Below are 26068 nucleotides of genomic sequence, written 5' to 3' on the forward strand. Positions count from 1 at the left end.
TCTTGAAATTCGGGTAAAAAAGCGGCCAACTGCACTTATATCGTGATGGACGAAGAGTTTAGCCATAAAAAATGCCAGCGCGATATCATCGGCTGGCATCTGTTTTTCTTGCGTTTTAGCGGGTTTATTCGCCTTTTATACGCTCAATCTTGGCACCCAAGGCACGCAATTTATCTTCGATACGCTCGTAGCCACGGTCGATATGATAAATACGATCAACGATAGTTACCCCGTCAGCAATACAGCCCGCTAATACCAAACTGGCTGAAGCACGCAAATCAGTGGCCATCACCTGGGCACCTGATAGTTGCTCAACACCATAACAAATCACGGTATTGCTCTCGATTTCTGCATGTGCGCCCATCCGAATAAGCTCAGGCACATGCATGAAGCGGTTCTCAAAAATGGTCTCAGTGATAACACCGGTTCCTTCCGCCACCAAATTCAATAAGCTGAATTGAGCTTGCATATCAGTTGGGAAACCAGGGTGCGGCGCAGTGCGTAGCGTAACCGCTTTCGGACGCTGCCCATGCATATCAAGGCTTATCCAGTCGTCGCCAATCTCAATATCAGCACCCGCTTCACGCAGTTTAGCCAATACCGCATCCAGCGTATCAGGCCGAGTTTGACGGCACACAACCTTACCACCAGAGATGGCCGCTGCAACCAGGAAAGTACCGGTTTCAATGCGATCAGGCAGCACACGATAAACACCACCCCCCAAGCGAGCAACGCCCTCGATGGTAATTCTGTCAGTACCTGCACCACTGATTTTCGCACCCAGCGTATTGAGGAAATTAGCCGTATCGACAATTTCCGGCTCACGGGCCGCATTCTCAATCACAGTGGTGCCTTCAGCTAATGTGGCAGCACTCATAATGGTAACAGTCGCGCCAACGCTGACTTTATCCATGACGATATGCGCGCCTTTCAGGCGGCCATCGACGGATGCTTTAACATAGCCCTCTTCCAGCTTGATTTCAGCACCCAGTTGTTCCAAACCGGAAATATGCAAATCAACCGGACGCGCACCGATAGCGCAGCCGCCGGGTAAAGAGACCTGGCCTTTGCCAAAACGGGCAACCAGTGGCCCCAATGCCCAAATAGAGGCACGCATGGTTTTGACTAAATCATAAGGAGCGCAAAACTCATCCACGCCGCTGGCATCAACAAAAACTGAACCAGAGTCATTACGCTCAATTTTTGTGCCTAATTGGCTGAGCAGCTTAATGGTGGTATCAATGTCTTTTAGCTTTGGGACATTTTGCAACTCTACTGGTTCTTCAGCCAGCAACGCAGCAAACATTATTGGCAATGCGGCGTTTTTCGCTCCTGAAATAGTGACTTCACCGCTTAGGCGAGTCCGCCCCTGCACACGAAATTTATCCATTGTGACCACTCTCTGTTGTCAATTCGAATTTACTGCCCGCCTTAGAACTGTCGACGCTTCGTTAAACAGCTCTCGGGCCAACAGCATTAAAAGCCGTTTAGTTTGCGATCCCGTTGCCACTCTTGCGGCGTATAGGCCTTAATTGATAAGGCATGAATACGGTTATCAGCGATATATTCCATCAAAGGCGCATACACAGCCTGCTGTTTTTTCACCCGGCTCATATCGGCAAATAACTCACCGACAGCAATCACCTGAAAGTGGCTGCCATCACCGGTAACATGCGCTTCTTGTAATGCTAATGCTTGCATCAGCACGTCTTTAATTTCGTTAGTATCCATAAGATTCATTCTATTTTAAGAGGATCGTTATTTTTAAGTGAAGCATAGCCAGCCAAACATATTAGTGGAATACGGCGAGCTCCGAAACTAAAGAAAAGCCCCTGTTTCGTTGTTACGCACAGGGGCCTTTGAATATCTTTGGCTTTTATACCCTTCTTACCTGGGTATAGCTTTTGGTATAGACGACACAGAAAGCCGCGAACTTAACTAACGAGCCATTTCTACCGGAATGATGTGCTGGAGGTTGTACAGCTCAATCAGAGTAGACAACCGATCACTGACACCAGTAATCGTTAATGAGACACTTTGTTTGCCTGCCGGTTCATGAAGAGAATGCAGTTCGCGAAAGTGCACCAGCAATGCCAGACCGGATGAGTCGACACGCTGTAATTGGCTGACATCAATATGAGTCTTACCCGCCAATAACGCCTCACGCTGCTGCCAAAGTGGTAGCAGTGTTTCACGATCTAATTCACCTCGCAGCACCAGCGTTTCTTGCTGTGACTGCCAGCTCAATTTATCTACCATAATTATTGCTTATCTAACGTAATTGGCTGTTTCGCGGCGATCAACAACTGCTTAGTCAGGCCATCAACCCCTTGCTGACGCAGGATAGAAGCCCACTCATTTTGCTTAGTGCTAATCATGCTAACCCCTTCGGCTATCATGTCATACGCCTGCCAGTTACCGGTTTGGCTATTTTTACGCCATTGAAAATCTAAACGCACAGGTGGTCGGCCATTTGGGTCAAGAATAGTCACGCGAATAGCAACAATATTGGCATCACCCAGTGGTTGGTCTGGTGCAACATCGTAAGTTTGGCCGTGGTACAGCGCCAATGCCTGACCGTAAGCCTGTTCCAGATATTGACTGAACGCATTGAAGTACGCTTCGCGTTGCGCAGGGGTCGCCGCTTTATAATAGCTACCCAGGACTAACGCACCGGCGTATTTGATCTGGACAAATGGCAACAGTTCTTCACGTACGATAGTGCGCAAATAGTCTGGGTTCTGTTTGATCTTAGGTTGTTCGGTTTTTAAGCGCGTGAATGTTCTTTGCGCGGCTTCATCCATCATTCGGTATGGATTAGTTTGATCGACAGCATTCGCCAGTGGTGCTACCACCAGCAACGCAACCATAAGTAAACGTTTAAACATTCAGAGACCCTCTTAAGGATGTTGAGTTGCAGGTAAGCTGCCGTTATCTGTCGGTGTGGGCGCCGCTGCCGTTGGGGCTGCTGGCTCACTTGCTGGCGCATCAGAATTACCATCCCCGCCACTCTTGTACAAGAACTGGCCGATAAGATCTTCCAACACCAGTGCAGATTTGGTGTCTTGAATTATACCGCCATCTTTCAAAATAGTGGTGCCCATATCCGGGTCTTCAAAACCGACATTTAGTGCCAGGAACTGTTCACCCAATAAGCCAGAAGTGCGTACCGCCAAAGAGCTGGTATCCGGGATATGGTTATAACGTTGCTGAATATCTATCGCCACACGTGGGCTGTAGTTTTTGGTATCCAGCGTGATGTCAGCCACCCGCCCCACCACAACACCGCCAATTTTGACCGGCGAATTGGTTTTCAGGCCACCCACATTGTCAAACGTTGCATAAATTCGATAAGCCGGCTGGTTGCCTACTGATTTGATATCCGCAACCTTCAGGCAGAGAAATACGACCGCCAGAATAGCAATCAGTATAAACAAACCTACCCAGACTTCACTTTTCTTCGTTTGCATCGACTCAATTCCCAAACATCAGTGCTGTCAGCACAAAATCCAATCCCAATACCGCCAGCGATGAATGCACTACGGTACGGGTCGTTGCCCGGCTAATCCCTTCAGATGTTGGGATCGCATCATAACCATTGAACAGCGCAATCCAGGTCACAGTAATAGCAAATACCAGACTCTTAATTAGGCAATTCAGTAAATCGGTACGCCACTCCACAGCATTTTGCATCGCCGACCAGAAGAAACCGCCATCGATCCCTTTCCAGTCAACCCCCACCACAGAGCCACCCCAGATACCGACGGCAACAAAAATAGCGGTTAATAATGGCATACTGATAAGACCTGCCCAGAACCGGGGAGCCACCACTCGGCGCAGCGGGTCGATTGCCATCATTTCCAAACTGGAAATCTGTTCAGTGGCTTTCATCAAGCCAATCTCCGCGGTTAGAGCAGAACCAGCGCGACCGGCGAACAACAGTGCGGTTACCACCGGCCCCAACTCACGTAGCAGTGATAAAGACACCATCATCCCAAGACTGGCTTCAGCACTGTATGTGGTGAGGATCAAAAAGCCCTGTAACCCCAGAACCATGCCGATAAACAGACCGGAAACCACGATAATCAGTAGCGATTGCACACCGACGCTATAGAGCTGTTTAACCAATAATGGCCATTGTTTTCGCGGTTCAGGCCGCCCGACAAGGGCATTGAATAACATTAAACCCGCGCGACCAAAGGATGCGCTGACATTAATGCCCCGGCGCCCTAAAGACGCTAACGCCTGTACTAACATGAATACTCCATCAGCCTATCTCCTTCGTATTTGAAGCTACAGGGGGTTAGCTACGATAACTCCCGAACCACTTAACCGAGTAAGTTCATCGGGCTTCGCTCGCTTACTGCCTACCTGCAAATCCAATTACTTTGGGTATAACAGCTCAGTTTTATAATCACCGGCCGGGAAACGGAAAGGCACCGGCCCGTCGGCAATACCATCAAGGAACTGGCGCACCTGCATATCGCTATTGGCTTGCAACTGTTCCGGTGTTCCTTCGGCAATAACATGCCTTCCGGCAACAATATAGGCATAATCAGCAATACTAAGGACTTCAGGCACATCGTGGGAGACCACCACGCAAGTCACGCCTAATGCATGATTCAGCTCATCAATCAGTTTTACCAGCACCCCCATAGTTATAGGGTCCTGACCCACAAATGGCTCATCAAACATAATTAATTCAGGATCAAGGGCAATGGCCCTTGCCAGTGCAGCACGCCGCGCCATACCGCCGGATAGTTCGGCAGGCATCAGATTAGCCGCCCCACGCAGCCCCACGGCTTCCAACTTCATCATCACCGTACTGTGCAGCAATTCCTCCGGCAAACGGCTATGTTCGCGTAATGGGAAAGCCACATTCTCAAACACGGTCAAATCAGTGAATAACGCACCAGATTGAAACAGCATGCTCATTTTCTTACGCACATCATACAAACGCTGACGTGAAAGCGCCGGAATATTATCACCATCAAACCAGATTTCACCTGCATCCGGTACAAGTTGCCCACCGATCAGGCGCAACAATGTGGTTTTACCAATTCCTGATGGCCCCATAATCGCAGTCACTTTGCCGCGGGGGACCGTCATGTTGATATCGGCGAATATCGGACGCTCACCACGGGTAAAACTCATCCCGCGGATCTCTATCAAATTCGACGACAATTGCTTCATTATCATTCGTCCCTTTAGGCCTTTAATTACTCATCCGAGCGCCAATGCTACATCAAATGGCGGCAACGAGCACAATGGGAAGTATTTTGGCAACTTATTGTCACTTTTTCGTAGCCAAAGTTGCCATAAGTTTTACTTTTCTGGCACTCACAGTCAAAATTAGGGTTAACTCAAAAAAGAGCGTAAAACGCTGTTAGTTGTTTTTACCCATGGGCTAGCTGTTTTCAACCGAAAATGGGTTACCAACAGTCAGCTTCTACCAACGGATCGGGATTATATACCCAAAGTAATTGGAGTTGCAGGTAGGCAGCAAGCGAGCGAAGCCCGATGAGCTTACATTAAGTAAGTAATTCGGGTGACAAATCTGCCGGGAGCTGATTTGAACGCTGCTTGCAGCGGCCTCAACGAGGTGAGGCCCATGGATGGGCCGAGTAAAGAACGTAGCTAACACTCCTGTAACTTCAAGGACGCCGGGTATACCTAATAAAGGACTTTGCATGTTTCTTGCGATAACACTATTAATCATCGGCTTGGTCTTATTAGTGTATGGCGCTGATCGATTAGTTTATGGCGCCGCTGTGTTATCCCGTTCTTTCGGCATCCCCCCCCTTATTATTGGGATGACCATCGTCGGTATCGGCACATCGCTACCTGAGTTGATGGTTTCGGTGACTGCAGCACTGAATAATCAGACCGATATGGCGGTTGGGAATGTGCTTGGCTCTAATATTACCAATTTACTGCTGATTGTCGGTGGTGCCGCCCTTATACGCCCATTAACAGTACGATCAGAGATTTTACGCCGTGAATTACCGTTGATGCTGGTAGTGACGGTGCTATGTGGTTTCCTGCTGGCTGATAACCATCTCAGCCGTGGAGATGGTATTATTTTGCTGGTAGCAGCGGCGGCGTTTATTATTCTGATGCTGAAAATTGCCCGTCTGGCCCATGCGGAAGGCAATGACATCCTGACTCGCGAACAGTTGGCTGAATTGCCTCAAGACAGTAGCAATACCGTCGCTCTTTTGTGGTTAGTGTTAGCTTTCATTATCTTGCCGCTCTCGGCCAAAATGATTATCGATAATGCCACGGTCATTGCCCGGGTCGCAGGTGTCAGTGAACTGGTTATAGGGCTGACTGTTATTGCCATCGGCACCAGTTTACCTGAACTGGCTACTTTTATCGCTGGCGCGTTGAAAGGGGAAGATGATATGGCGGTCGGCAATATCATTGGTTCGAACATTTTTAATATTGTGATTGTGTTAGGTGTACCTGCTCTGCTCTCCCCTGGCGACATTAATCCAGAAGCTTTCCAGCGCGACTATTGGGTGATGCTCGGTGTCAGTGTGATATTTACCCTTCTTTGCTTGGGGCGTAAACATCGCATCAGTCATATGGCAGGTGCTCTGTTATTATGTGGGTTTATCGCTTATCTAGCGGTGCTGTTTTTTGCACCCTTTAATGTGGCATAACCATGTTCATTCAATGGGAACCAAGTATGTCTTCTTATGATTTACAGCCAGCAACTGATTCACCGTCGGGTATTAACTCATTGCCTAGAGTGGATTTTCAACAGGCGGGTAAACAGGTGCTACAGATTGAGCGCGAAGGACTGGCACAACTCGATCAATATATTAATGACGATTTTGCCAAAGCCTGCGATGCAATATTTAACTGTCATGGCAAAGTTGTGGTTATGGGGATGGGCAAATCTGGCCATATTGGTTGCAAAATTGCCGCCACCTTCGCCAGCACGGGAACACCTGCCTTTTTCGTCCACCCCGGTGAAGCCAGTCATGGCGATCTCGGCATGGTCACGCCACAAGATATTGTGCTCGCCATCTCTAATTCAGGGGAATCCAACGAGATCCTCGCTCTCATCCCGGTTCTAAAGCGCCAAAAAATTCCGCTAATCTGCATGAGCAATAATCCTGAAAGTAGCATGGGTAAAGCGGCCGATATTCATTTGTGCATCAAGGTCCCACAAGAGGCCTGCCCATTAGGGTTGGCGCCGACCACCAGTACCACGGCCACCTTGGTGATGGGGGACGCGCTTGCAGTTGCATTGTTACAGGCTCGAGGCTTCACGCCAGAAGATTTTGCTCTCTCCCATCCAGGCGGAGCACTGGGGCGCAAGTTACTGTTGCGAATCAGCGATATCATGCACACTGGTGCAGAGCTCCCGCACATCAGTCCCGATGCGTCATTACGCGATGCGTTACTGGAAATTACTCGGAAGAATCTGGGTTTAACTGTCATCTGTGACGATTTGATGATGATTAAAGGTATCTTTACCGACGGTGACTTGCGCCGGATATTTGATTTGGGTGTCGATCTGAATAACGCGAAAATTGCGGATGTGATGACCAGTGGCGGTATTCGAGTCCCTCCAACCATGTTGGCTGTGGATGCACTCAACCTGATGGAGTTGCGCCATATTACCGCCGTACTGGTCGCAGATGGCGATCAGTTGCTGGGTGTGGTGCATATGCATGACATGCTGAGAGCCGGCGTGGTCTAACCGTGGACTGTCTGGTGAATAAAACAGCTAACAACGCTGCAACGTCAAGTAAGAAGGGTTTCCCAAATTAATTGGGGTTGCAGCTAGGCCGCAAACGAATGCATCCCGATGAGCTTGCATAGTCAAGTGATTCGGGTGAAAGAGAGCAGCTAACAACGCTGCAACGTCAAGTAAGAAGGGTAAAATGAGCGACACCGTATATCAGGACACATGCTATGGACCAGTAGCCGACACTGTGATGTCACGTGCGGCGAAAATTCGCCTACTGATTTGTGATGTCGATGGTGTGATGTCCGACGGCCTGATTTATATGGGTAATCAGGGCGAAGAGCTGAAAGCTTTCAACGTGCGTGATGGCTATGGTATCCGCTGCCTGATAACCTCAGGTATTGAAGTAGCCATTATTACTGGCCGTCGCGCAAAATTACTGGAAGACCGCGCCAACACCTTAGGCATTACCCACCTTTATCAAGGGCAATCTGATAAGCTGGTGGCCTATAACGAATTGTTGGTAGCATTAGCATGCCAGCCTGAGCAGGTTGCTTATATTGGGGATGACCTGATTGATTGGCCGGTCATGGCACAAGTTGGGTTATCTGTTGCAGTCGCGGATGCCCATCCGTTACTTCTTCCCAAGGCACATTATGTGACGCGAATCCATGGCGGGCGCGGTGCAGTACGCGAGATATGTGATTTGATATTATTAGCTCAAGATAAACTTGAAGGTGCCAAAGGATTGTCGATATGAGTAAAACAAGACTATGGATAACATTATCCTTGGCACTGATTGCTTTGGCATTGATTGGCTGGAATATATCCGGCTTTAATCAGCAGGACACGCAAACCGTGGCCACTGATAATGAGCCCTCTTCGCAGAGCCAGCATACTGTGACCGTGGTATTCAATCCGGTCGGGCAATTGAATTATAAATTGGTGGCGGAAGACGTACAAAACTTCAGCACTCAAGAGTTAACCTGGTTTACCAAGCCGGTCATGACTCTGTTTGCGGAGAATGCAGTCGCCACTTGGACAGTGCGCGCCGACCGCGCCAAACTGACCAATGATAAAATGCTGTATTTGTATGGTCATGTTGAAGTTGATAGCCTGACACCAGACGCACAGTTACAAAAAATTAAAACCGATAACGCCCAGGTTAATTTGATCACTCAGGATGTATCCTCAGACGATGAAGTTACCCTCTTTGGTGTTGGATTCACATCTAACGGCATGAAAATGCGTGGGAACTTGCGGGACAAAACCGCTGAGCTGATTGAAAAGGTTAAAACCTCTTATGAAATCCAAAAATAAACTTCGTCATTTTTTGCTTGCCAGTTCACTTTTGGCCGCAAGCCTGCCCGCTCTGGCGTTAACGGGTGATACTGATCAGCCCGTCACGGTTGACTCCGTTAAACAAGCGTTAGATATGGAGGCCAATACTGTCACATTTACCGACAATGTGGTTATCAAGCAAGGTACCATTGAGATTAAAGCTGATAAAGTCGTGGTTACGCGCCCAGGCGGAGATCAAAGCAAAATGGTCATTGAAGGTTATGGTAATCCAGTAACTTTCTACCAGATGCAAGACAGTGGCAAACCCGTAAAAGGCCATGGGCAGAAACTGCGTTATGAAGTCGCAAATGATTTTGTGGTGTTGACTGGCAATGCTTATCTGGAGCAACTTGATAGTAATATCAAAGGTGATCGCATCACTTATCTGGTGAAAAAACAGCAGATGGAAGCCTTCAGTGATAAAGGCAACCGCGTCACCACCGTGTTATTACCGTCCCAATTACAAGACAAAGGGCCAGCAGCTTCAGGCCAAAAGAAGAGTAAGTAATCATTTATGGCAACATTAATCGCAGAAAAGCTGGCTAAGGCGTACAAAGGCCGTAAAGTGGTCGAAGACGTAAGCCTCAATGTGAAATCCGGTGAGATAGTGGGCCTGCTTGGGCCGAACGGCGCAGGGAAAACCACCACTTTTTATATGGTCGTCGGCATTGTCCAGCGTGACGCCGGGCGTATTGTGATTGATGATGAAGATATCAGCCTCTTGCCTCTCCATGAACGCGCCCGTCGCGGTATTGGTTATTTACCGCAAGAAGCCTCTATTTTCCGCCGCCTGAGTGTATTTAACAACTTAATGGCGGTGCTGGAGATCCGTAAAGACCTCTCGGCTGAGCAGCGTGAGGAACGGGCTGATGAATTAATGGAAGAGTTCCATATCACTCATTTACGTGACAACTTGGGGCAATCGCTTTCCGGTGGTGAACGCCGCCGTGTTGAAATAGCCCGTGCACTGGCGGCAAATCCTAAGTTTATTCTGCTGGATGAGCCTTTTGCCGGGGTTGATCCGATTTCCGTTATCGATATTAAAAAAATTATTGAACATCTACGCGACAGTGGTCTTGGCGTTCTTATTACCGACCATAACGTGCGTGAAACGTTAGACGTCTGTGAGCGGGCTTATATCGTAAGCCAGGGTCATTTAATCGCTCACGGTACGCCACAGGAAATCCTGGCTGACGAACAAGTTAAGCGTGTTTACCTCGGTGAAGAATTCCGTCTCTGACCTTTTTCCCATACCCAATAGATTTCAAGGTGCAGAAAGGCGGCAAACAATAAAATCGGTCATAAATCGATTTAAACAGCATTTATGCTAGCCCGCAGGTGCGGCCAAGTAACCGGCAGCCAATACCCCTGCAATTTGAAAGATGACGGATATTCCGTCATCCATAAAGGAAAATTGATACCGCATTATGAAGCAAGGTTTGCAACTCAAGTTCAGCCAACAACTGGCTATGACTCCGCAGCTTCAACAGGCTATTCGCTTGTTGCAGCTTTCTACACTTGAACTCCAGCAGGAGATTCAGTTAGCGCTGGAGAGTAACCCCCTGCTTGAGCAAACTGATCTTCATGAAGAGATAGATGCAAAAGAGACCGTAGACAGTGAATCGCTTGATACCCGCGAGGCGCTGGAACAAAAAGATATGCCTGAAGAGTTGCCACTTGATGCCACCTGGGATGAGATCTACACCGCAGGCACGCCATCAGGAATGGGCAATGATTATAGCGATGATGAGTTGCCGGTTTATCAAGGGGAAACGACCCAAACGCTGCAAGACTACCTGATGTGGCAAGTGGATTTAACCCCATTCTCTGATACTGATGTTGCCATTGCGACCTCTATCGTGGATGCGGTCGATGAAACCGGTTACCTTACGGTGCCACTGGAAGATATTCTGGAAAGCATGGGGGACGAGAACGTCGCACTGGATGAAGTAGAAGCGGTGCTTAAGCGGATACAACACTTTGATCCTATTGGTGTCGCGGCACGTAACCTGCGTGAATGTCTGTTGGTACAGTTGTCACAATATGACAAAGATACCCCCTATCTTGCCGAAGCACGTCTGGTGGTTAGCGATTATCTGGATTTGCTGGGTAACCATGATTTCCGTACGATGATCCGCTTGAGTCGGCTAAAAGAAGATACACTTAAAGAAGCGATCGGCCTGATTCAGTCTCTGGATCCGCGTCCGGGTCAATCCATCAATACCGGGGAGTCCGAGTACGTCATTCCCGATGTTTTGGTGCGTAAAGACAAAGATCAATGGACGGTCGAGCTGAATGCCGATAGCATTCCACGCCTAAAAATCAACCAGCAGTATGCGGCGATGGGTAGCAGTACCCGCAATGACAGTGACGGGCAGTTTATCCGTAGCAATTTGCAAGAAGCAAAATGGTTGATAAAAAGCCTTGAAAGCCGCAATGAAACACTGCTGAAGGTGGCGCGTTGTATTGTAGAGCAGCAAGTAGCGTTTTTTGAGAATGGGCCTGAATTTATGAAACCCATGGTACTGGCCGATATCGCCCAGGCTGTGGATATGCATGAGTCGACAATCTCTCGCGTGACCACGCAGAAGTTCCTGCACAGTCCACGGGGTATTTTCGAGCTAAAATATTTCTTCTCCAGCCACGTCAATACCGATAGCGGAGGTGAAGCTTCTTCCACTGCAATTCGTGCACTGGTGAAAAAATTGGTTGCAGCAGAAAATCCTGCTAAACCTCTTAGTGACAGTAAGCTGACCACATTATTATGTGAACAAGGCATCATGGTGGCACGGCGTACCGTCGCGAAGTACCGAGAGTCGTTATCCATCCCGCCGTCAAATCAGCGTAAACAGTTGGTTTGACCTGAACTGAGAAGGAAGACACTATGCAGCTCAATATTACCGGACATCATGTCGAAATAACCGAAGCATTACGCGAGTTTGTTACCACTAAATTTGCCAAACTTGAGCAATATTTTGATCGCATTAACCAGGTATATGTGGTTTTAAGTGTTGAGAAAGTAAAACAAATTGCAGAAGCAACGGTACATGTGAATGGAGGCGAGTTGCACGCAAGCTCAGAGCAGGAGGATATGTACGCCGCAATTGATATTTTGGTTGATAAACTGGCCCGCCAGTTGAACAAACATAAAGACAAATTGAAACAACACTAAGAATCCTTGCGACTGTTATACCCAAAGAACATGGCGTTGCAGGTAGGCAGCAAACGAATGACAAATCGGCCAGAAGCCGATTTTAATCGTATTTCTGCAAGCAGGCTTATTGATCTCGATGAGCTGACTAAAGTCAGTGATTCGGGTAAGTCAACGTAGCGAACAACCCTGTAGTTTCAAGTACAAAGGGTATATTCACCCATAAAGGTTCTACACTCGCTACATAACCGTTTCCCGCGTCGGGAGTGAATCCCCGCTGGAAACGGTTTAAAACAGCGCTTAAGTGAAAGATGAGATGATCAACGATCCAGCATTGCAATTAAGCTCGGTATTAAATATCGAGTGCACCAAAAGCTCCGTACATTGCTCAAGTAAAAAACGGGCTTTGGAAATTATCAGCGAGTTGGCTGCCAAGCAACTTAACCTACCTTCACAGGTAGTTTTCGATGCTGTCTTAACCCGCGAACGTATGGGCAGCACCGGTATTGGTAGTGGTATCGCGATACCTCATGGCAAGTTGGAAGAAGACACACTGCGTGCAGTGGGTGTATTTATCCGTCTGGAACAACCTATTGCCTTCGATGCTATTGATAACCAACCGGTTGATCTGTTATTTGCCTTGTTGGTTCCGGCAGATCAATGTAAAACTCACTTACACACTTTGTCTTTAGTGGCCAAGCGATTAGCTGATAAAACAGTGTGTCGGCGTCTGCGTGCAGCACAAAGTGATGATGAGCTTTATCAAATCATTACTGAATTACCACCGGAAACGGCGTAATTGGGAAAGTGGAAACTATTTTATCCGTTATGCCCGGATCTTGTAGCCGGAATATAGGGTTCTAATGTATACCCAATAAATTTCAAAATGTGGGCAAGCACTCAACACGCCTACAACTTGAAAGATAACGGGGATAAATACCAAGGGGAGTTACTCACATGGTGCTGATGATTGTCAGCGGCCGTTCCGGTTCAGGGAAGTCTGTTGCTTTGCGCGCATTGGAAGATATGGGCTTTTATTGTGTCGATAACTTGCCTGTGGTTCTGCTGCCGCAATTGGCGAGTACACTTGCCGATAGGAATATCTCTGCCGCAGTGAGCATAGACGTACGTAATATGCCTGAATCACCTGAGGTATTTGAACATGCCATGACTCAACTGCCGGACAGCTTTTCACCACAGTTGCTGTTTTTGGATGCCGATCGCAATACTTTGATTCGTCGCTATAGCGATACCCGTCGCTTGCATCCGTTATCGACCAAAAACCTGTCATTAGAAAGTGCTATTGATGAAGAAAGTGACCTGTTGGAGCCTCTGCGCTCACGGGCTGATCTGATCATTGATACCTCTGAAATGTCAGTGCATGAATTGGCTGAGATGCTGCGTACCCGCCTGTTGGGTAAACGTGAACGCGAATTGACGATGGTGTTTGAGTCCTTTGGCTTTAAACACGGTATCCCCATCGATGCCGATTATGTTTTCGATGTGCGTTTCTTGCCAAACCCGCACTGGGACCCTAAATTACGCCCAATGACAGGTTTGGATAAGCCAGTAATCTCTTTCCTGGATCGCCATACCGAAGTACATAACTTTGTGTATCAGACCCGCAGCTATCTGGAACAGTGGCTGCCGATGCTGGAAACCAATAACCGCAGTTATTTGACGGTTGCCATTGGTTGTACTGGTGGTAAACACCGCTCGGTTTATGTCGCTGAACAGTTGGCCGATTATTTCCGCGCTCGCGGCAAAAATGTCCAATCACGCCATCGTACTCTGGAAAAGCGTAAATAATGACAATCAAGCAGACCGTTGAGATCAAAAACAAGTTGGGGATGCACGCCAGACCCGCAATGAAATTGTTCGAGCTGGTTCAGAGTTTTGATGCTGAAGTAATGTTACGCAACGACAGCGGTACCGAAGCTGAGGCCAGCAGTGTTATTGCACTGCTGATGCTGGATTCAGCCAAGGGCCGTCAGATTGAGGTTGAAGCGACCGGCCCTGATGAAATTCAGGCGCTGGCGGCAGTGATTGAGTTATTTAATTCCGGCTTTGATGAAGATTGATTTTCACCGCTCAGGTGAGCGGTGCCCAAACAATCACTAATGGGTGAAGCACACCACCTTTGCAATTCAACATTTTCACACCTATCCCCCTTAACCGTCGTCCACGCTGACCGATCCGCGTGATTATCGCCTTTTGGTGCTATCCCGGTCCTTTCAATTAAATACAGCGCCCCCCTTTTCACTGCCAGAATGCTAACTGATGGTCACCACCAACAGCATGACTCCCATCCCAGCTCCGATACTCCTCCCTTTCAGCGGCATCGATAAATCGTGATGTTCTTATCTGTTGGCCGATACAACGGAGTTTCCTGTTATATCAGTGCCGGCCACACCTGTTGCCCTCTATTCCCGATTGTTCCTCCATTTATAGCTCGCTATAGCTGGATTGATGTTTATTTTTGTGAAAATTTGAATTTTAAATCCAATTTAAATCAAAGCATTACATTACCTCCGTTACCTATTGTTAACAATTGTGAGTTTAATCGCATTTACTTGCTGAAAAAACCCTTATTTTTAACTTTATTAAACATTAAATAACTAAAATTAACATCCTCTATTTCTGTACAACGCCAGCGCGATAACCAAACGGATTTTCGCTGAACCTTGTTCCCCTGCAAATAACTAAAATAAGAGGCTCCATCATGTCTGAATCACCCACTGAACAATTAGTGATACCTAACGCGGTCCCTGCGGAGAACCATGCCTATCGCAAGGCTGCGTGGCATATTTTACCCTTACTGATGCTGTGCTATGTCGTCGCTTATTTAGATCGGGTTAACGTTGGCTTCGCCAAATTGCAGATGGCGGATGACTTACAATTTTCAGAGGCGGTGTATGGATTCGGCGCCGGTATCTTTTTTATTGCCTACTTCTTTCTGGAAATCCCCAGTAACCTGATGCTGCACCGCGTAGGGGCACGGTTGTGGATTGCGCGCATTATGATCACCTGGGGCATCATCTCGGCAGGGATGGCTTTTGTCACCACACCGATGTCATTTTACGTAATGCGTTGCTTGCTGGGAATTGCAGAGGCTGGATTCTATCCCGGCGTCATTCTTTATCTTTCTTATTGGTTCCCAACTAACCGCCGTGGCCGCATGTACGCCTTATTCGCCACTGCCGTTCCATTATCCGGCGTGATAGGCGCACCGTTATCGGGTTGGATCATGGGCGCATTTAATGGATTCCATGGCTTTGCGGGTTGGCAATGGATGTTTATCCTGGAAGGTATCCCATCCGTTTTAATCGGTATTTTGGTGATTTTTAAACTGACTGACCGTATCAGTCATGCCAAATGGCTAACCGACGAAGAGAAAAAGATCTTACAAACCAACATTGATAACGACACACAACATCATGTCCACAGCAGCCTGAAAGAGATTTTCCTGCAACCCCGAGTCTGGTTGCTCACGCTTATCTATTTCTGCCTGATTGCAGGTTTCTACACTATCGGCTTCTGGTTACCAACACTGATCAAAGAGAGTGGGGTAAAAGACGTACTGAGCATTGGTTTGTTAAGTGCCATTCCTTACGGTGCCGCCGCCCTGACCATGATCGTAGTATCACGTAGTGCTGACCGTTTGCGCGAACGGCGCTGGCATCTGGCTTTAACCGCGACATTGGGCGGGATCGGGATGATTATTTCCGCCAGTTTCAGTGACAACATCGTTATTGCCATGATGGGCTTAACTCTGGGTGCCATGGGGGCATTGAGTACCTTGCCACTATTTTGGAGCCTGCCAACTGCGTTCCTCGGTGGAACCGCAGCCGCAGCCGGCATCGCTCTGATTAACTCCTGGGGCAACCTGGCAGGCTTTGTCGCACCTTATATGATGGGCTACCTGAAAGACCTGACCCAAAGCACCACTACCGGAATGCTGATTATTTCCACCATGCTATTTATTGGTGCGGCGCTCGTATTTTTAGTCCCGGCCAAGACAGTAAACCGCTAACAATGCAGATAAAGGATAAGACGATGAACATAATGGTAACAGGAGCGGCGGGCTTTCTTGGTCGTCGATTGATTGAACATTTACTGACACAGGATTATCTGACCGACCAGCAAGGTCAGCAGCGCCTGATCAGTAAGATTATAGCCTGTGATGTGGTGCCTCTGGAGGCGATTACAGATGAACGGGTACAGGTTTTTTGCGGTGATATCGCTGATCCGCACTGGCTTGCCAGCGTTTTTAATCAACACGTTGACACCGTTTTCCACCTGGCAGCGATTGTCTCCAGTCAGGCAGAAGAAGATTTTGATTTGGGTATGCGGATCAATTTTGATGCTACCCGCAGTTTACTCGAGCGCGCTCGTCAGCTTGGACACTGCCCTAAAGTGATTATCACCAGTTCAGTGGCGGTATTTGGCGGTGAGTTACCGGCTGTCGTGCCGGATGAACAGGTATGGTCGCCTCAGAGTTCCTATGGTACGCAAAAAGCATTAAACGATTTATTGTTAGCAGACTATAGCCGCCGGGGATTTGTTGATGGTCGTAGCCTGCGTATGCCAACCATTGTAGTACGCCCAGGAAAACCAAACCGCGCGGCCTCCAGTTTTGCCAGCGGCATTATCCGTGAGCCGTTGCAAGGTATTGACGTGGTTTGCCCTGTTAGCCTGCAAACACCGTTATGGCTGCTATCGCCGAAGATGGCAATTAATAATCTTATCCATGGTCACCAATTGGATGCCAGTCAACTTAAGGGTGGGCGGGTGATTAATTTGCCTGGGCTATCTATTACCGTACAGCAAATGATTGATGCATTGCGGCGTATTGCGGGTGACGCTGTCGCTGATCACATTAAGATTCAGCAAGATCCATTAATTGAGAAGATCGTAAGCTCTTGGCCTGGGGATTTCGCAGCGCATTATGCCAAAGCATTAGGCTTTAAGAGCGATAAGGATTTTGACAGTATCATCAATGATTTTATCCTCGGTAATTTACCTGGCAAGCTAGTCAAATCACTTGAATAGCGGGCGACAAAATCAGGTTGTATTCCCTCTGGTGATAATGCCATCCAGAGGGCGGCCATTGGCATTACTCATCAGATAATTGAAACCAATCCTGATGAGTAATCGTTTGCTAATCGCAAAAATGCGGCTTTTACCCCTTGCAGAGAAACCACACGCGAGTATAATTCGCCACAATTTGCCGGGAGATATGATGGAAAGCCAAGTGCGTTTTGTTGAAAATGACCCTCTCGATGGTCGACAAAATTGCCTGCCAACAGGCAGCCAACTGCCGTTCTTTCTCCCGTTGCTAAACCGATCCCGTAAGGCCCCTCGTTGAGGGGCTTTTTTTTGTCTGCTGATCGGTGCCGAATTAAGCATTATCACCAATTAAAATATATACCCTAAATAATTCGAGTTGCAGGAAGGCGGCAATTGAGTAAATCCCCAGGAGCTTACTTATTTTAAGGTCAACGACAAGTAAGTCACCGGGATGAGCAAAAGCAGCCAACACACATGCAGCTGGAAGTATAACGGGTCATAGAGGAGAGCGAAAAATGGCCAACACGTTGTATCACAAACATATCATCTCAATTAACGATTTATGTCGCGACGAACTGGAGTTGGTGCTGCGTACCGCCGCCAGCCTGAAAAGTAGTCCGCAACCTGAGTTGCTAAAACACAAAGTGATCGCCAGTTGCTTTTTCGAAGCCTCGACCCGCACTCGTTTGTCATTTGAAACCTCCATACACCGTTTAGGTGCCTCAGTGGTCGGTTTTTCTGATAGCAGTAATACCTCCCTTGGCAAAAAAGGCGAGACGCTGGCAGATACTATGTCAGTCATCAGTACCTATGTGGATGCCATTGTCATGCGTCACCCACAAGAAGGGGCGGCCCGTCTGGCCGCTCAGTTCTCGGGGAATGTACCGGTAGTTAATGCCGGTGACGGTGCAAACCAGCACCCGACGCAAACACTGCTCGATCTGTTCACCATTCAGGAAACCCAAGGCCGGCTGGATAACATCAATATCGCCATGGTCGGCGACCTGAAATATGGCCGTACCGTGCACTCACTCACGCAGGCGCTAGCCAAATTCACCGGCAACCGCTTCTTCTTTATCGCCCCGGATGCTCTGGCAATGCCTGCTTATATCCTGCAAATGCTGGCAGAAAAAGGTATCGAATACAGCCTGCACGAAAGCATTGAAGAAGTGGTGCCAGAACTGGATATTCTCTACATGACCCGGGTGCAAAAAGAGCGCCTTGACCCGTCAGAGTATGCCAATGTCAAAGCGCAGTTTATCTTGCGAGCGGCTGATTTGAATGGCGCGAAAGAGAATCTCAAAGTGCTACACCCGCTGCCAAGAATTGATGAAATAACCACCGATGTCGATAAGACCCCTTATGCCTACTATTTCCAACAGGCAGGTAACGGGATTTTCGCACGTCAGGCACTGCTGGCACTGGTTTTAAACGCAGAATTGGCTCTTTAAGGGGGATTGAACATGACTCAGGATTACAAACTACAGGTTGAAGCGATTAAATGTGGCACTGTGATTGACCATATTCCGGCACAAATCGGCTTTAAATTGTTGTCGCTGTTCAAACTGACCGCCACTGATCAACGTATTACTATTGGATTGAATCTACCGTCTAAACGGTCAGGACGTAAGGATTTGATTAAAATAGAAAATACCTTCCTGACAGAGCAACAGGCCAACCAACTGGCGATGTATGCACCAGATGCTACCGTTAACCGCATCGATAACTACGAAGTGGTGAAGAAACTGACCCTAAGCCTGCCAGAGCAGATCGATGGCGTCCTCACTTGCCCAAACAGTAACTGCATCAGCCACAATGAGCCAGTCGACTCCAGCTTTAAAGTAAAAGCACAACAAGGTGAAATCCACCTTAAATGTAAATATTGCGAGAAAGAGTTTGATCACCAGGTAGTGCTGCAAGCGGATTAAGTGCTGCAAGCGGATTAATGCTCGGCTTAAGCGAATATTGCTGCCCGTTAATATTTACAATAGTGGCAATATTCGCAGCAATGCGACATCGCAAATTTGATTCACGTGGGTTGCCGTAATCTACCCCATCTTTATAATATAGAAATAATTAAACCCAATAGATTTCATGGTGCAGGAAAGCGGTAAACGCTGGCCCGCAGGATGAGGCTTATAGTCCCGATGAGCGCATCACGCTAAGTGATTCGGGTAATTGAGCGCAGCCAATATGCCAGCAACATGAAAGATGACGGGTTCCTTCCGCATTACGTAACCAGGAGTCAACATGTCACGCAATATCAGCACTGAGCTCGCCCCTGCCGCCATCGGCCCTTATGTTCAAGGTGTCGATCTGGGTAGTATGATCCTCACGTCAGGCCAGATCCCTGTTGATCCAAAAACAGGTTTGGTCGCCGATGATGTATCAGCACAGACGCGTCAGTCACTGGAGAATGTAAAAGCTATCGTTGAAGCCGCGGGTTTGAAAGTTGCCGATATCGTGAAAACCACTGTATTTGTGAAAGATCTGAATGACTTCACCACAGTTAATGCCACTTACGAAGCTTTCTTTACTGAACACAATGCGCCATTCCCTGCACGTTCATGTGTTGAAGTTGCGCGTCTGCCAAAAGATGTGAAGATCGAAATCGAAGCTATCGCGGTACGTCGTTAATTCTGATGTCATTGCGTCTACGGCTGGTGATTACCAGCCGTTTTTTATTGCTATCCTGCTAATATTTTCTCTCTGCCTTTCACAATGCGCTATTGCAGATCATCATGATCATGATGTGGCAACTTTCTGCTCAGTAATAATGCACTACACTCACTAATTGCACCTTAATAGGGCTGAAATCGCTCTAATCCCCTTTATTTTGCCTGTTTTACGAGCTGGCACAGTTTATGCGTGATCACCAATACAGCCTGTTCTGTTAGCGAGGTGATAATGCTGAACATCGACCTTTCCGTATCACGATTTTTCGATGAAATGTTACTGGCTGAGGGGCAACACCGAGGCCATTACGATGCCTATTGGCAATGGTTACAACAGGCCGATCAGCTAACCATTGCGCGTAAGCGTGAAGAAGCTGCACTGCTATTTCACCGGGTAGGCATTACCTTTAATGTGTATGGTGACGATGATGGCGCAGAGCGATTAATACCGTTCGATAGCGTGCCACGCATTATTCCCGCCAGCGAATGGCAAATGCTGGATCGCGGCATTCGCCAGCGCGTACAAGCGTTGAATGCGTTCTTACATGATATTTACCATGAACAACATATCCTGAAAGCGGGCATTATTCCGGCCGAACAAGTGCTGGCGAATGACCAATATCAGCCCTGTATGCAAGGGGTGAACCTGCACCGTGATACTTATGCACATATCATCGGTGTGGATATGGTCCGCAACAGCGATGGTCTCTATTACGTGCTGGAAGATAACCTGCGTACCCCGTCCGGCGTCTCGTATATGCTGGAAAACCGTAAAATGATGATGCGGCTCTACCCGGAGTTGTTTGCACAACAACGCATTGCACCTGTTGAGCGCTACCCTTCTCACCTGTTACAAACGCTGCGCGAAAGCACACCGGTCAACGACCCTACCGTAGTAGTGCTAACCCCGGGGCGCTTTAACAGTGCCTATTTTGAACACAGTTTTTTGGCTCAACAGATGGGGGTTGAACTGGTTGAAAGTGCTGACTTATTTGTCAAAGAAGGGGCAGTATTTATGCGAACTACCGCAGGCCCCTGCAAAGTCGATGTTGTCTACCGGCGGGTGGATGATGCCTTCCTCGATCCGCTGGCTTTCCGCCCTGACTCCATGCTCGGTGTCCCCGGACTACTGTCGGTATATCGCGCAGGTGGTGTGGTATTGGCTAATGCGATTGGTACTGGCGTCGCCGATGATAAATCCATCTATCCTTATGTCCCTGAAATGATTCATTTTTATCTTTCCGAAGAACCGATTCTGGCGAATGTTCCCACCTGGCAATGCCGCCAACCCACTGATCTTTCATATGTATTAGCTAATCTGGATCAGATGGTAGTGAAAGAAGTTCATGGAGCCGGGGGATATGGCATGTTGATTGGACCTGCGGCGACACAAGCTGAAATAGCCCAATTCCGCCAGTTACTCTTGGCGCGACCACAAAATTACATCGCACAAGAAACCCTCGCCCTTTCTACCTGCCCGACCTTTGTGAATAGCGGACTTGCACCGCGCCATATTGATTTACGTCCTTTTGCCCTGTGTGGTGCAGAAATTCGTTTAGTGCCTGGGGGCTTAACCCGAGTCGCACTGGCAGAAGGGTCGTTGGTCGTTAACTCTTCGCAAGGTGGCGGAACCAAGGATACCTGGGTATTGGAGGACGATGCATGCTAAGCCGAACAGCCAGTGAGCTTTATTGGATGGCCCGCTATCTGGAGCGGGCAGAAAACATCACCAGGGTGCTGGATGTCACCAACCGGTTATCGATGATGCCAACCAGCAATCGGGTGAATTTTGATCTACTGGTGCCACTCAGCCTGAGCAACACCCAGACACTGTTTACCGAGCACTATCCGCAGGTCTCGATGACCCATCTGCTGAATTTCTTCGTGCTCGACAGCAACAACCCTAGCAGTATTTTTAGTTGTTTGCAGATGGCGTGGAACAATGCCCATGCAGTACGCGGCAGCTTATCGTCCGAGGTTTGGGAAAGTATCAATGCCACCTGGATTGAGATGAAACAGCTACGCCGCCAAGGTATCAGCGCTGCCGGAATTGATGCCTTTTTTGATTGGGTTAAGGAGCGCTCACATCTATTTCGCGGTGCGGTATATGGCACCTTGCTGCGCAGTGATGCACTCTATTTTATTCGACTGGGTACCTTGATTGAACGGGCTGACAGCACCGCGCGCTTGTTGGATGTGAAAAACCAATTACTGGATAGCGACGATGACCCGGTACGCGAATACTACCGGATGGATACTTTATTACGCGCCGTCAGTGCTCGGGAGGCATACCACAGTTTATATAAGCAGCAACTGAGTCGGGAGGCGATTGCTGAGTTACTGATTTTACGCAATGAGATCCCGCGTTCGCTGCTGGCTTGCATTAACGATATGGAACAGCAGTTGGCGTTGATTGGTGGCAATCGTAGCAACCAACCTCGGCGGCTGGTCAATATTTTGCTTGCTGAGCTGCGATTTAGCTGCATTACGGATGTGATGGCCGACGGATTACACAGCTATCTGATGGATTTTTTAGGCAAGATCAACGCTATCGCTGACAGCATCCGCCAAACCTATCTGGAGGTCCAATGAGACTGAATGTCGATCACAGCACCCATTACACCTATGCACAACAGGTGCAACACAGCACTCAGTATCTGCGCCTGACCCCACAGGATTCAGCCCACCAGCGCATTTTATCCTGGCAACTGACCTTACCGGAAGAGGCCATTTGTACCACGGATGCCTTTGGTAATGTGCTACATGTACTCACTCTGGATAAGCCTCATCAAGCTATCACCATTCAAGCTCAGGGCGTGGTAGAGATTGCAGACAATGTAGAAGATGACAGCGGCGACCACCTCTCTCCACTGGTCTTTCTTCGCCACAGCCCATTGACTCAGCCAGATGCCGCCATTCGCCAGTTTGCTTCAGGTTATTGTCAGGGTGCTACCCACGCCGATGCGCAATTAGACTGCCTGACGCAAATGATGGGTGAATTGCTGGCAAAAATGCCCTATAGCCCCGGCACCACCACGGTACAGGACAGCGCGGCACAAGCTTTTGCCGCCGAACAAGGGGTGTGTCAGGATCACACCCACGTCTTTCTTGCCTGTTGCCGAAGTTTAAATATTCCGGCACGCTATGTGAGCGGCTATCTTTATACAGAATCCTCCAGTCATGTCGCGACCCACGCATGGGCAGAAGTGTGGCTGAATGGACACTGGCAGAGCTTTGATGTCACCAATAATACCTGTCAACCGAACCAGCATTTAAAACTGGCGGTGGGCATTGATTATCTGGATGCCTGCCCGGTGCGAGGTATTCGCCGTGGTGGTGGCTTTGAAGATATGCAGACCATCGCAGCCGTGCATATGTTATCTAACCCGCGACGCGATATGTCGCAATAAAGCGCGTTGCTGGCAAATAAAATAGCCCTAGTGAGATAGGCTCTAAGGATACTGTGTTATGACCTACTGTGTGGCCATGCGGCTGTCATCCGGGTTAGTCTTTGCCTCTGACTCCCGTACCAATGCCGGGGTGGATCATATTTCCACTTTTCGCAAATTACACCTGTTTCAGCAAGAGGGTGAACGAACGCTGGTGGTGCAAAGTGCGGGGAATCTGGCAACCACACAGAGTATTGTCAGTTTGCTGCAACGCCGCTGTCTGGACCCGGAACAAACTAACCTGCTGAATGTGCGATCGATGTATGAGGCCGCAACACTTCTGGGGGAGACGGTGCGCGAGGTGATTAACCGAGACAGCGGTGCGCAGCAAAACAGCGGCGGAACCGATTTTAACTGTAACCTATTGTTAGGCGGGCAAATTAAAGGTGAAGGACTGCGGCTGTTTCATATTTATCCGCAGGGTAACTTTATTGAAGCCACGCAGGACACCCCCTACTTTCAAATTGGCGAAAGTAAGTATGGCAAGCCGATTATTGATCGGGTGTTGAATTACCACACCACGTTGGATCAGGCCATGCAGTGCGCGTTGATCTCTATGGACTCAACTTTGCGCAGTAATTTATCCGTCGGCTTACCGCTAGATGTGATGATCTATCCACTCGATAGTTTCAGTACCGAACAGCAATATCGCATCACCGAAGATCATCCCTATTTTATGATGATCCGTAAGGGCTGGGGCGAGGGGCTGGTGAGTATTTTCTCTCAGCTACCAGCGCTGAAGTTGGGGAAGTGATTTAGTTTTGGTGATGGATAGGTTCTGGTTTCGGTTGATATGCGTTCAGTGTTCACCTAACCATTGCGGCCTCCATCCTCGTCGGCAATATTCCTGATTGCGCTCAACGTCAAAAGAGAGTCAGAATCAAAACCATAGCCTTTTGTTTTGAATTGGCCTTTGAAGTTAAAAGCACATTTGGGCTGCCGAGCAAGGAGAGAAGCCACTGATCTGAACTAAATCAATCTCTCACCCAATAAATCCCCTCATATGCCCGCAATACCATCTCCTGCGGCTGGAATGCACTTTCGCCGTAGCTGCTCATCAACAATTGCCAGTTACCGTCCAGCGCAATCTCCTCTGGCTGCCATTGTTGCGATTCACCGCTCAGGTTAGCCACCACCAACAACTGCTTACCCTGCCAGTGGCGCAAGTAGCACCACAACTCTGGATGTTGCGGGCAGAGATCACGATAGTCACCAAAAGTGAACACATCATGTTGTTTACGCAGGGCTATCAGATATTGATAGGCATAAAACACCGAGTCAGCATCAGCCAGCGCGCTATCAACATTAATTTCAGCATAGTTACTGCAGGGTTCGATCCATGGAGTTCCCTGACTGAAACCGGCATTACGGCTGCGATCCCATTGCATCGGGGTACGACTATTATCACGGGATTTGGCTGCCAGAATCGCTAATAACTCGTCAGGATCGCGACCTTGTGCAGTTAGCTCAGCAAACATATTCAGACTTTCGACATCACGGTATTGATTAATCGAGGTAAAATTAGGATTGGTCATGCCAATCTCTTCGCCTTGGTAGATATATGGCGTACCTTGCATACCGTGCAGTACCATTGCCAGCATCTTGGCCGCAGGCACGCGCAGTGCACCTTCGTCACCAAAGCGCGATACAATGCGCGGCTGGTCGTGATTACACCAGAACAACGCGTTCCACGCACGGTTATGCATCCCCTGCTGCCACTGGTTAAATATCTGTTTGAGTTCCACCCGATCCGGCGGCATTAGCGACCATTTTGCCCCATTAAGATAATCCACTTTTAGATGATGGAAATTAAAGGTCATCGACAGCTCATCCCCGCCCAATGCGGCATAACGCTGGCAATGCTCAAGGCGGGTGGACGACATCTCGCCAACCGTCATCAGGCCGCGCGGCTGAAACACCTCACGGCTCATTTCTTGTAAAAATTCGTGGATACGGGGGCCATCGGTATAGAAACGGCGGCCATCACCCACAAAATCATCCGGGAAATCTTGCTGTTTGGATACCAGATTAATTACATCCAGGCGCAAACCATCCACACCAATATCAGCCCAAAACTCGCACACTTTCTTCAGTTCATCACGTACCGGCTGGTGCTCCCAATTAAGATCTGCCTGCTCGGTAGCGAACAGGTGCAGATAATATTGGCCGCTTTCAGCATGCCATTGCCAGGCATTACCACCAAATTTCGAGCGCCAGTTATTTGGTAAATTATCACCCTCACCATCACGCCAAATATAGAACTGACGGTACGGGCTGTTGCGCTCTGCTGATGCTTTAAACCAGGCATGTTCAGTCGAGGTATGATTGAACACCATATCCATTACGATACGAATACCCCGCTGATGAGCAGCCGCAACCAACGTTTTGAAATCATCTAAGCTGCCGTAAGCAGGGTCAATGGCGCAGTAGTCGGCAACGTCATAGCCGTTATCCACTTGTGGCGAGACATAAACCGGTGTCAACCAGAGGGCATCAACGCCGAGTTTGTGCAGATAATCCAACCGTTGCGTCACGCCAGCCAGGTCACCATAGCCATTACCGGTGCTATCCTGAAAACTCTTCGGGTAAATCTGATAAATGACGCCGTTTTGCCACCAAGGGATAGGATTATTCATAGCAGGCTCTTATTCGTAGTAAAAACAGAGAAAATTAAAGAAAC

The 26068-nt window shown here is 48.4% G+C and carries 28 protein-coding genes; 20 read left to right on the forward strand and 8 right to left on the reverse strand.

What is annotated here, in order from left to right:
- Window positions 1–124: 124 nt before the first annotated feature.
- The 7 genes from murA to mlaF form a co-directional block, all read right to left on the reverse strand.
- On the reverse strand, window positions 125–1390 hold the full coding sequence (murA, locus tag V1956_RS23410) for a UDP-N-acetylglucosamine 1-carboxyvinyltransferase (protein ID WP_372560438.1): 1266 nt from the start codon (window positions 1388–1390) through the stop codon (window positions 125–127).
- 86 nt (window positions 1391–1476) lie between these two features.
- Window positions 1477–1731, reverse strand: a complete 255-nt coding sequence (gene ibaG / locus V1956_RS23415) for a BolA family iron metabolism protein IbaG (RefSeq protein WP_004710915.1) — start codon at window positions 1729–1731, stop codon at window positions 1477–1479.
- A gap of 207 nt (window positions 1732–1938) precedes the next feature.
- On the reverse strand, window positions 1939–2259 hold the full coding sequence (gene mlaB, locus V1956_RS23420; protein ID WP_083162280.1) for a lipid asymmetry maintenance protein MlaB: 321 nt from the start codon (window positions 2257–2259) through the stop codon (window positions 1939–1941).
- Between the two features lie 2 nt (window positions 2260–2261).
- Window positions 2262–2888: a phospholipid-binding protein MlaC gene (mlaC, locus tag V1956_RS23425; protein WP_372560437.1), complete on the reverse strand. Its 627-nt coding sequence runs from the start codon at window positions 2886–2888 to the stop codon at window positions 2262–2264.
- A 12-nt stretch (window positions 2889–2900) separates the two neighbouring features.
- Entirely contained in the window at window positions 2901–3470 is a 570-nt protein-coding gene (mlaD, locus tag V1956_RS23430; protein WP_442825751.1) for an outer membrane lipid asymmetry maintenance protein MlaD, read from the reverse strand.
- A 4-nt stretch (window positions 3471–3474) separates the two neighbouring features.
- Window positions 3475–4257 (reverse strand): lipid asymmetry maintenance ABC transporter permease subunit MlaE, encoded by a 783-nt coding sequence (gene mlaE, locus V1956_RS23435; RefSeq protein WP_083162274.1) that lies wholly within the window; start codon window positions 4255–4257, stop codon window positions 3475–3477.
- 126 nt (window positions 4258–4383) lie between these two features.
- Window positions 4384–5193 (reverse strand): phospholipid ABC transporter ATP-binding protein MlaF, encoded by an 810-nt coding sequence (gene mlaF / locus V1956_RS23440; RefSeq protein WP_372560435.1) that lies wholly within the window; start codon window positions 5191–5193, stop codon window positions 4384–4386.
- Window positions 5194–5690: 497 nt separating this feature from the next.
- On the opposite strand from mlaF, the gene V1956_RS23445 reads away from it, so the two are divergent.
- From V1956_RS23445 to V1956_RS23540, 20 genes are all read left to right on the forward strand, one after another.
- Window positions 5691–6665, forward strand: a complete 975-nt coding sequence (locus V1956_RS23445; RefSeq protein WP_372560434.1) for a calcium/sodium antiporter — start codon at window positions 5691–5693, stop codon at window positions 6663–6665.
- 26 nt (window positions 6666–6691) lie between these two features.
- The gene (gene kdsD / locus V1956_RS23450; protein ID WP_372560433.1) at window positions 6692–7714 is read left to right on the forward strand and encodes an arabinose-5-phosphate isomerase KdsD; all 1023 of its coding nucleotides are present in this window, start codon (window positions 6692–6694) and stop codon (window positions 7712–7714) included.
- A 184-nt stretch (window positions 7715–7898) separates the two neighbouring features.
- Entirely contained in the window at window positions 7899–8462 is a 564-nt protein-coding gene (gene kdsC, locus V1956_RS23455; protein WP_083162270.1) for a 3-deoxy-manno-octulosonate-8-phosphatase KdsC, read from the forward strand.
- Window positions 8459–9022 (forward strand): LPS export ABC transporter periplasmic protein LptC, encoded by a 564-nt coding sequence (lptC, locus tag V1956_RS23460; protein WP_083162268.1) that lies wholly within the window; start codon window positions 8459–8461, stop codon window positions 9020–9022. Before kdsC ends, lptC begins: the two co-directional genes overlap by 4 nt.
- Window positions 9006–9551 (forward strand): lipopolysaccharide ABC transporter substrate-binding protein LptA, encoded by a 546-nt coding sequence (lptA, locus tag V1956_RS23465; protein ID WP_050087620.1) that lies wholly within the window; start codon window positions 9006–9008, stop codon window positions 9549–9551. Before lptC ends, lptA begins: the two co-directional genes overlap by 17 nt.
- Before the next feature lie 6 nt (window positions 9552–9557).
- Window positions 9558–10283: an LPS export ABC transporter ATP-binding protein gene (lptB, locus tag V1956_RS23470; RefSeq protein WP_372560432.1), complete on the forward strand. Its 726-nt coding sequence runs from the start codon at window positions 9558–9560 to the stop codon at window positions 10281–10283.
- Window positions 10284–10470: 187 nt separating this feature from the next.
- Entirely contained in the window at window positions 10471–11904 is a 1434-nt protein-coding gene (gene rpoN / locus V1956_RS23475) for an RNA polymerase factor sigma-54 (RefSeq protein WP_083162264.1), read from the forward strand.
- A 23-nt stretch (window positions 11905–11927) separates the two neighbouring features.
- Window positions 11928–12215 carry a ribosome hibernation promoting factor gene (gene hpf, locus V1956_RS23480; protein ID WP_004392031.1) on the forward strand — a complete coding sequence of 96 codons (288 nt, stop codon included), beginning with the start codon at window positions 11928–11930 and terminating at the stop codon, window positions 12213–12215.
- Between the two features lie 295 nt (window positions 12216–12510).
- Complete coding sequence (gene ptsN, locus V1956_RS23485) at window positions 12511–12993, forward strand: PTS IIA-like nitrogen regulatory protein PtsN (protein WP_032906970.1); 483 nt, start codon at window positions 12511–12513, stop codon at window positions 12991–12993.
- 158 nt (window positions 12994–13151) lie between these two features.
- Entirely contained in the window at window positions 13152–14003 is an 852-nt protein-coding gene (gene rapZ, locus V1956_RS23490; protein ID WP_019212425.1) for an RNase adapter RapZ, read from the forward strand.
- The gene (gene npr, locus V1956_RS23495; protein ID WP_019212424.1) at window positions 14003–14275 is read left to right on the forward strand and encodes a PTS phosphocarrier protein NPr; all 273 of its coding nucleotides are present in this window, start codon (window positions 14003–14005) and stop codon (window positions 14273–14275) included. The genes rapZ and npr overlap by 1 nt, the downstream gene beginning before the upstream one ends.
- A gap of 641 nt (window positions 14276–14916) precedes the next feature.
- The gene (locus V1956_RS23500; RefSeq protein WP_372560431.1) at window positions 14917–16227 is read left to right on the forward strand and encodes an MFS transporter; all 1311 of its coding nucleotides are present in this window, start codon (window positions 14917–14919) and stop codon (window positions 16225–16227) included.
- A gap of 23 nt (window positions 16228–16250) precedes the next feature.
- Window positions 16251–17246, forward strand: a complete 996-nt coding sequence (gene denD, locus V1956_RS23505) for a D-erythronate dehydrogenase (RefSeq protein WP_372560430.1) — start codon at window positions 16251–16253, stop codon at window positions 17244–17246.
- A 533-nt stretch (window positions 17247–17779) separates the two neighbouring features.
- Window positions 17780–18715: an aspartate carbamoyltransferase gene (gene pyrB, locus V1956_RS23510; protein ID WP_083162258.1), complete on the forward strand. Its 936-nt coding sequence runs from the start codon at window positions 17780–17782 to the stop codon at window positions 18713–18715.
- Window positions 18716–18727: 12 nt separating this feature from the next.
- Window positions 18728–19192 (forward strand): aspartate carbamoyltransferase regulatory subunit, encoded by a 465-nt coding sequence (gene pyrI / locus V1956_RS23515; RefSeq protein ID WP_083162256.1) that lies wholly within the window; start codon window positions 18728–18730, stop codon window positions 19190–19192.
- 322 nt (window positions 19193–19514) lie between these two features.
- A complete protein-coding gene (ridA, locus tag V1956_RS23520; protein WP_083162254.1) occupies window positions 19515–19901 on the forward strand; it encodes a 2-iminobutanoate/2-iminopropanoate deaminase in 387 nt (128 codons plus the stop codon).
- Window positions 19902–20171: 270 nt separating this feature from the next.
- Window positions 20172–21608, forward strand: coding sequence for a circularly permuted type 2 ATP-grasp protein (locus V1956_RS23525; RefSeq protein ID WP_420074336.1), 1437 nt, complete (start codon window positions 20172–20174; stop codon window positions 21606–21608).
- Window positions 21602–22531, forward strand: a complete 930-nt coding sequence (locus V1956_RS23530) for an alpha-E domain-containing protein (RefSeq protein ID WP_420074337.1) — start codon at window positions 21602–21604, stop codon at window positions 22529–22531. Before V1956_RS23525 ends, V1956_RS23530 begins: the two co-directional genes overlap by 7 nt.
- Complete coding sequence (locus tag V1956_RS23535) at window positions 22528–23349, forward strand: transglutaminase family protein (RefSeq protein WP_372560426.1); 822 nt, start codon at window positions 22528–22530, stop codon at window positions 23347–23349. Before V1956_RS23530 ends, V1956_RS23535 begins: the two co-directional genes overlap by 4 nt.
- A 58-nt stretch (window positions 23350–23407) precedes the next feature.
- Window positions 23408–24142 (forward strand): peptidase, encoded by a 735-nt coding sequence (locus V1956_RS23540; protein ID WP_372560425.1) that lies wholly within the window; start codon window positions 23408–23410, stop codon window positions 24140–24142.
- A 220-nt stretch (window positions 24143–24362) separates the two neighbouring features.
- On the opposite strand, the gene treC is transcribed toward V1956_RS23540, so the two are convergent.
- Window positions 24363–26024 (reverse strand): alpha,alpha-phosphotrehalase, encoded by a 1662-nt coding sequence (gene treC, locus V1956_RS23545; RefSeq protein ID WP_442825752.1) that lies wholly within the window; start codon window positions 26022–26024, stop codon window positions 24363–24365.
- Window positions 26025–26068 lie beyond the last annotated feature (44 nt).

It is taken from the genome of Yersinia sp. 2540 StPb PI, assembly GCF_052217165.1.
Lineage (GTDB): Bacteria > Pseudomonadota > Gammaproteobacteria > Enterobacterales > Enterobacteriaceae > Yersinia > Yersinia enterocolitica_E.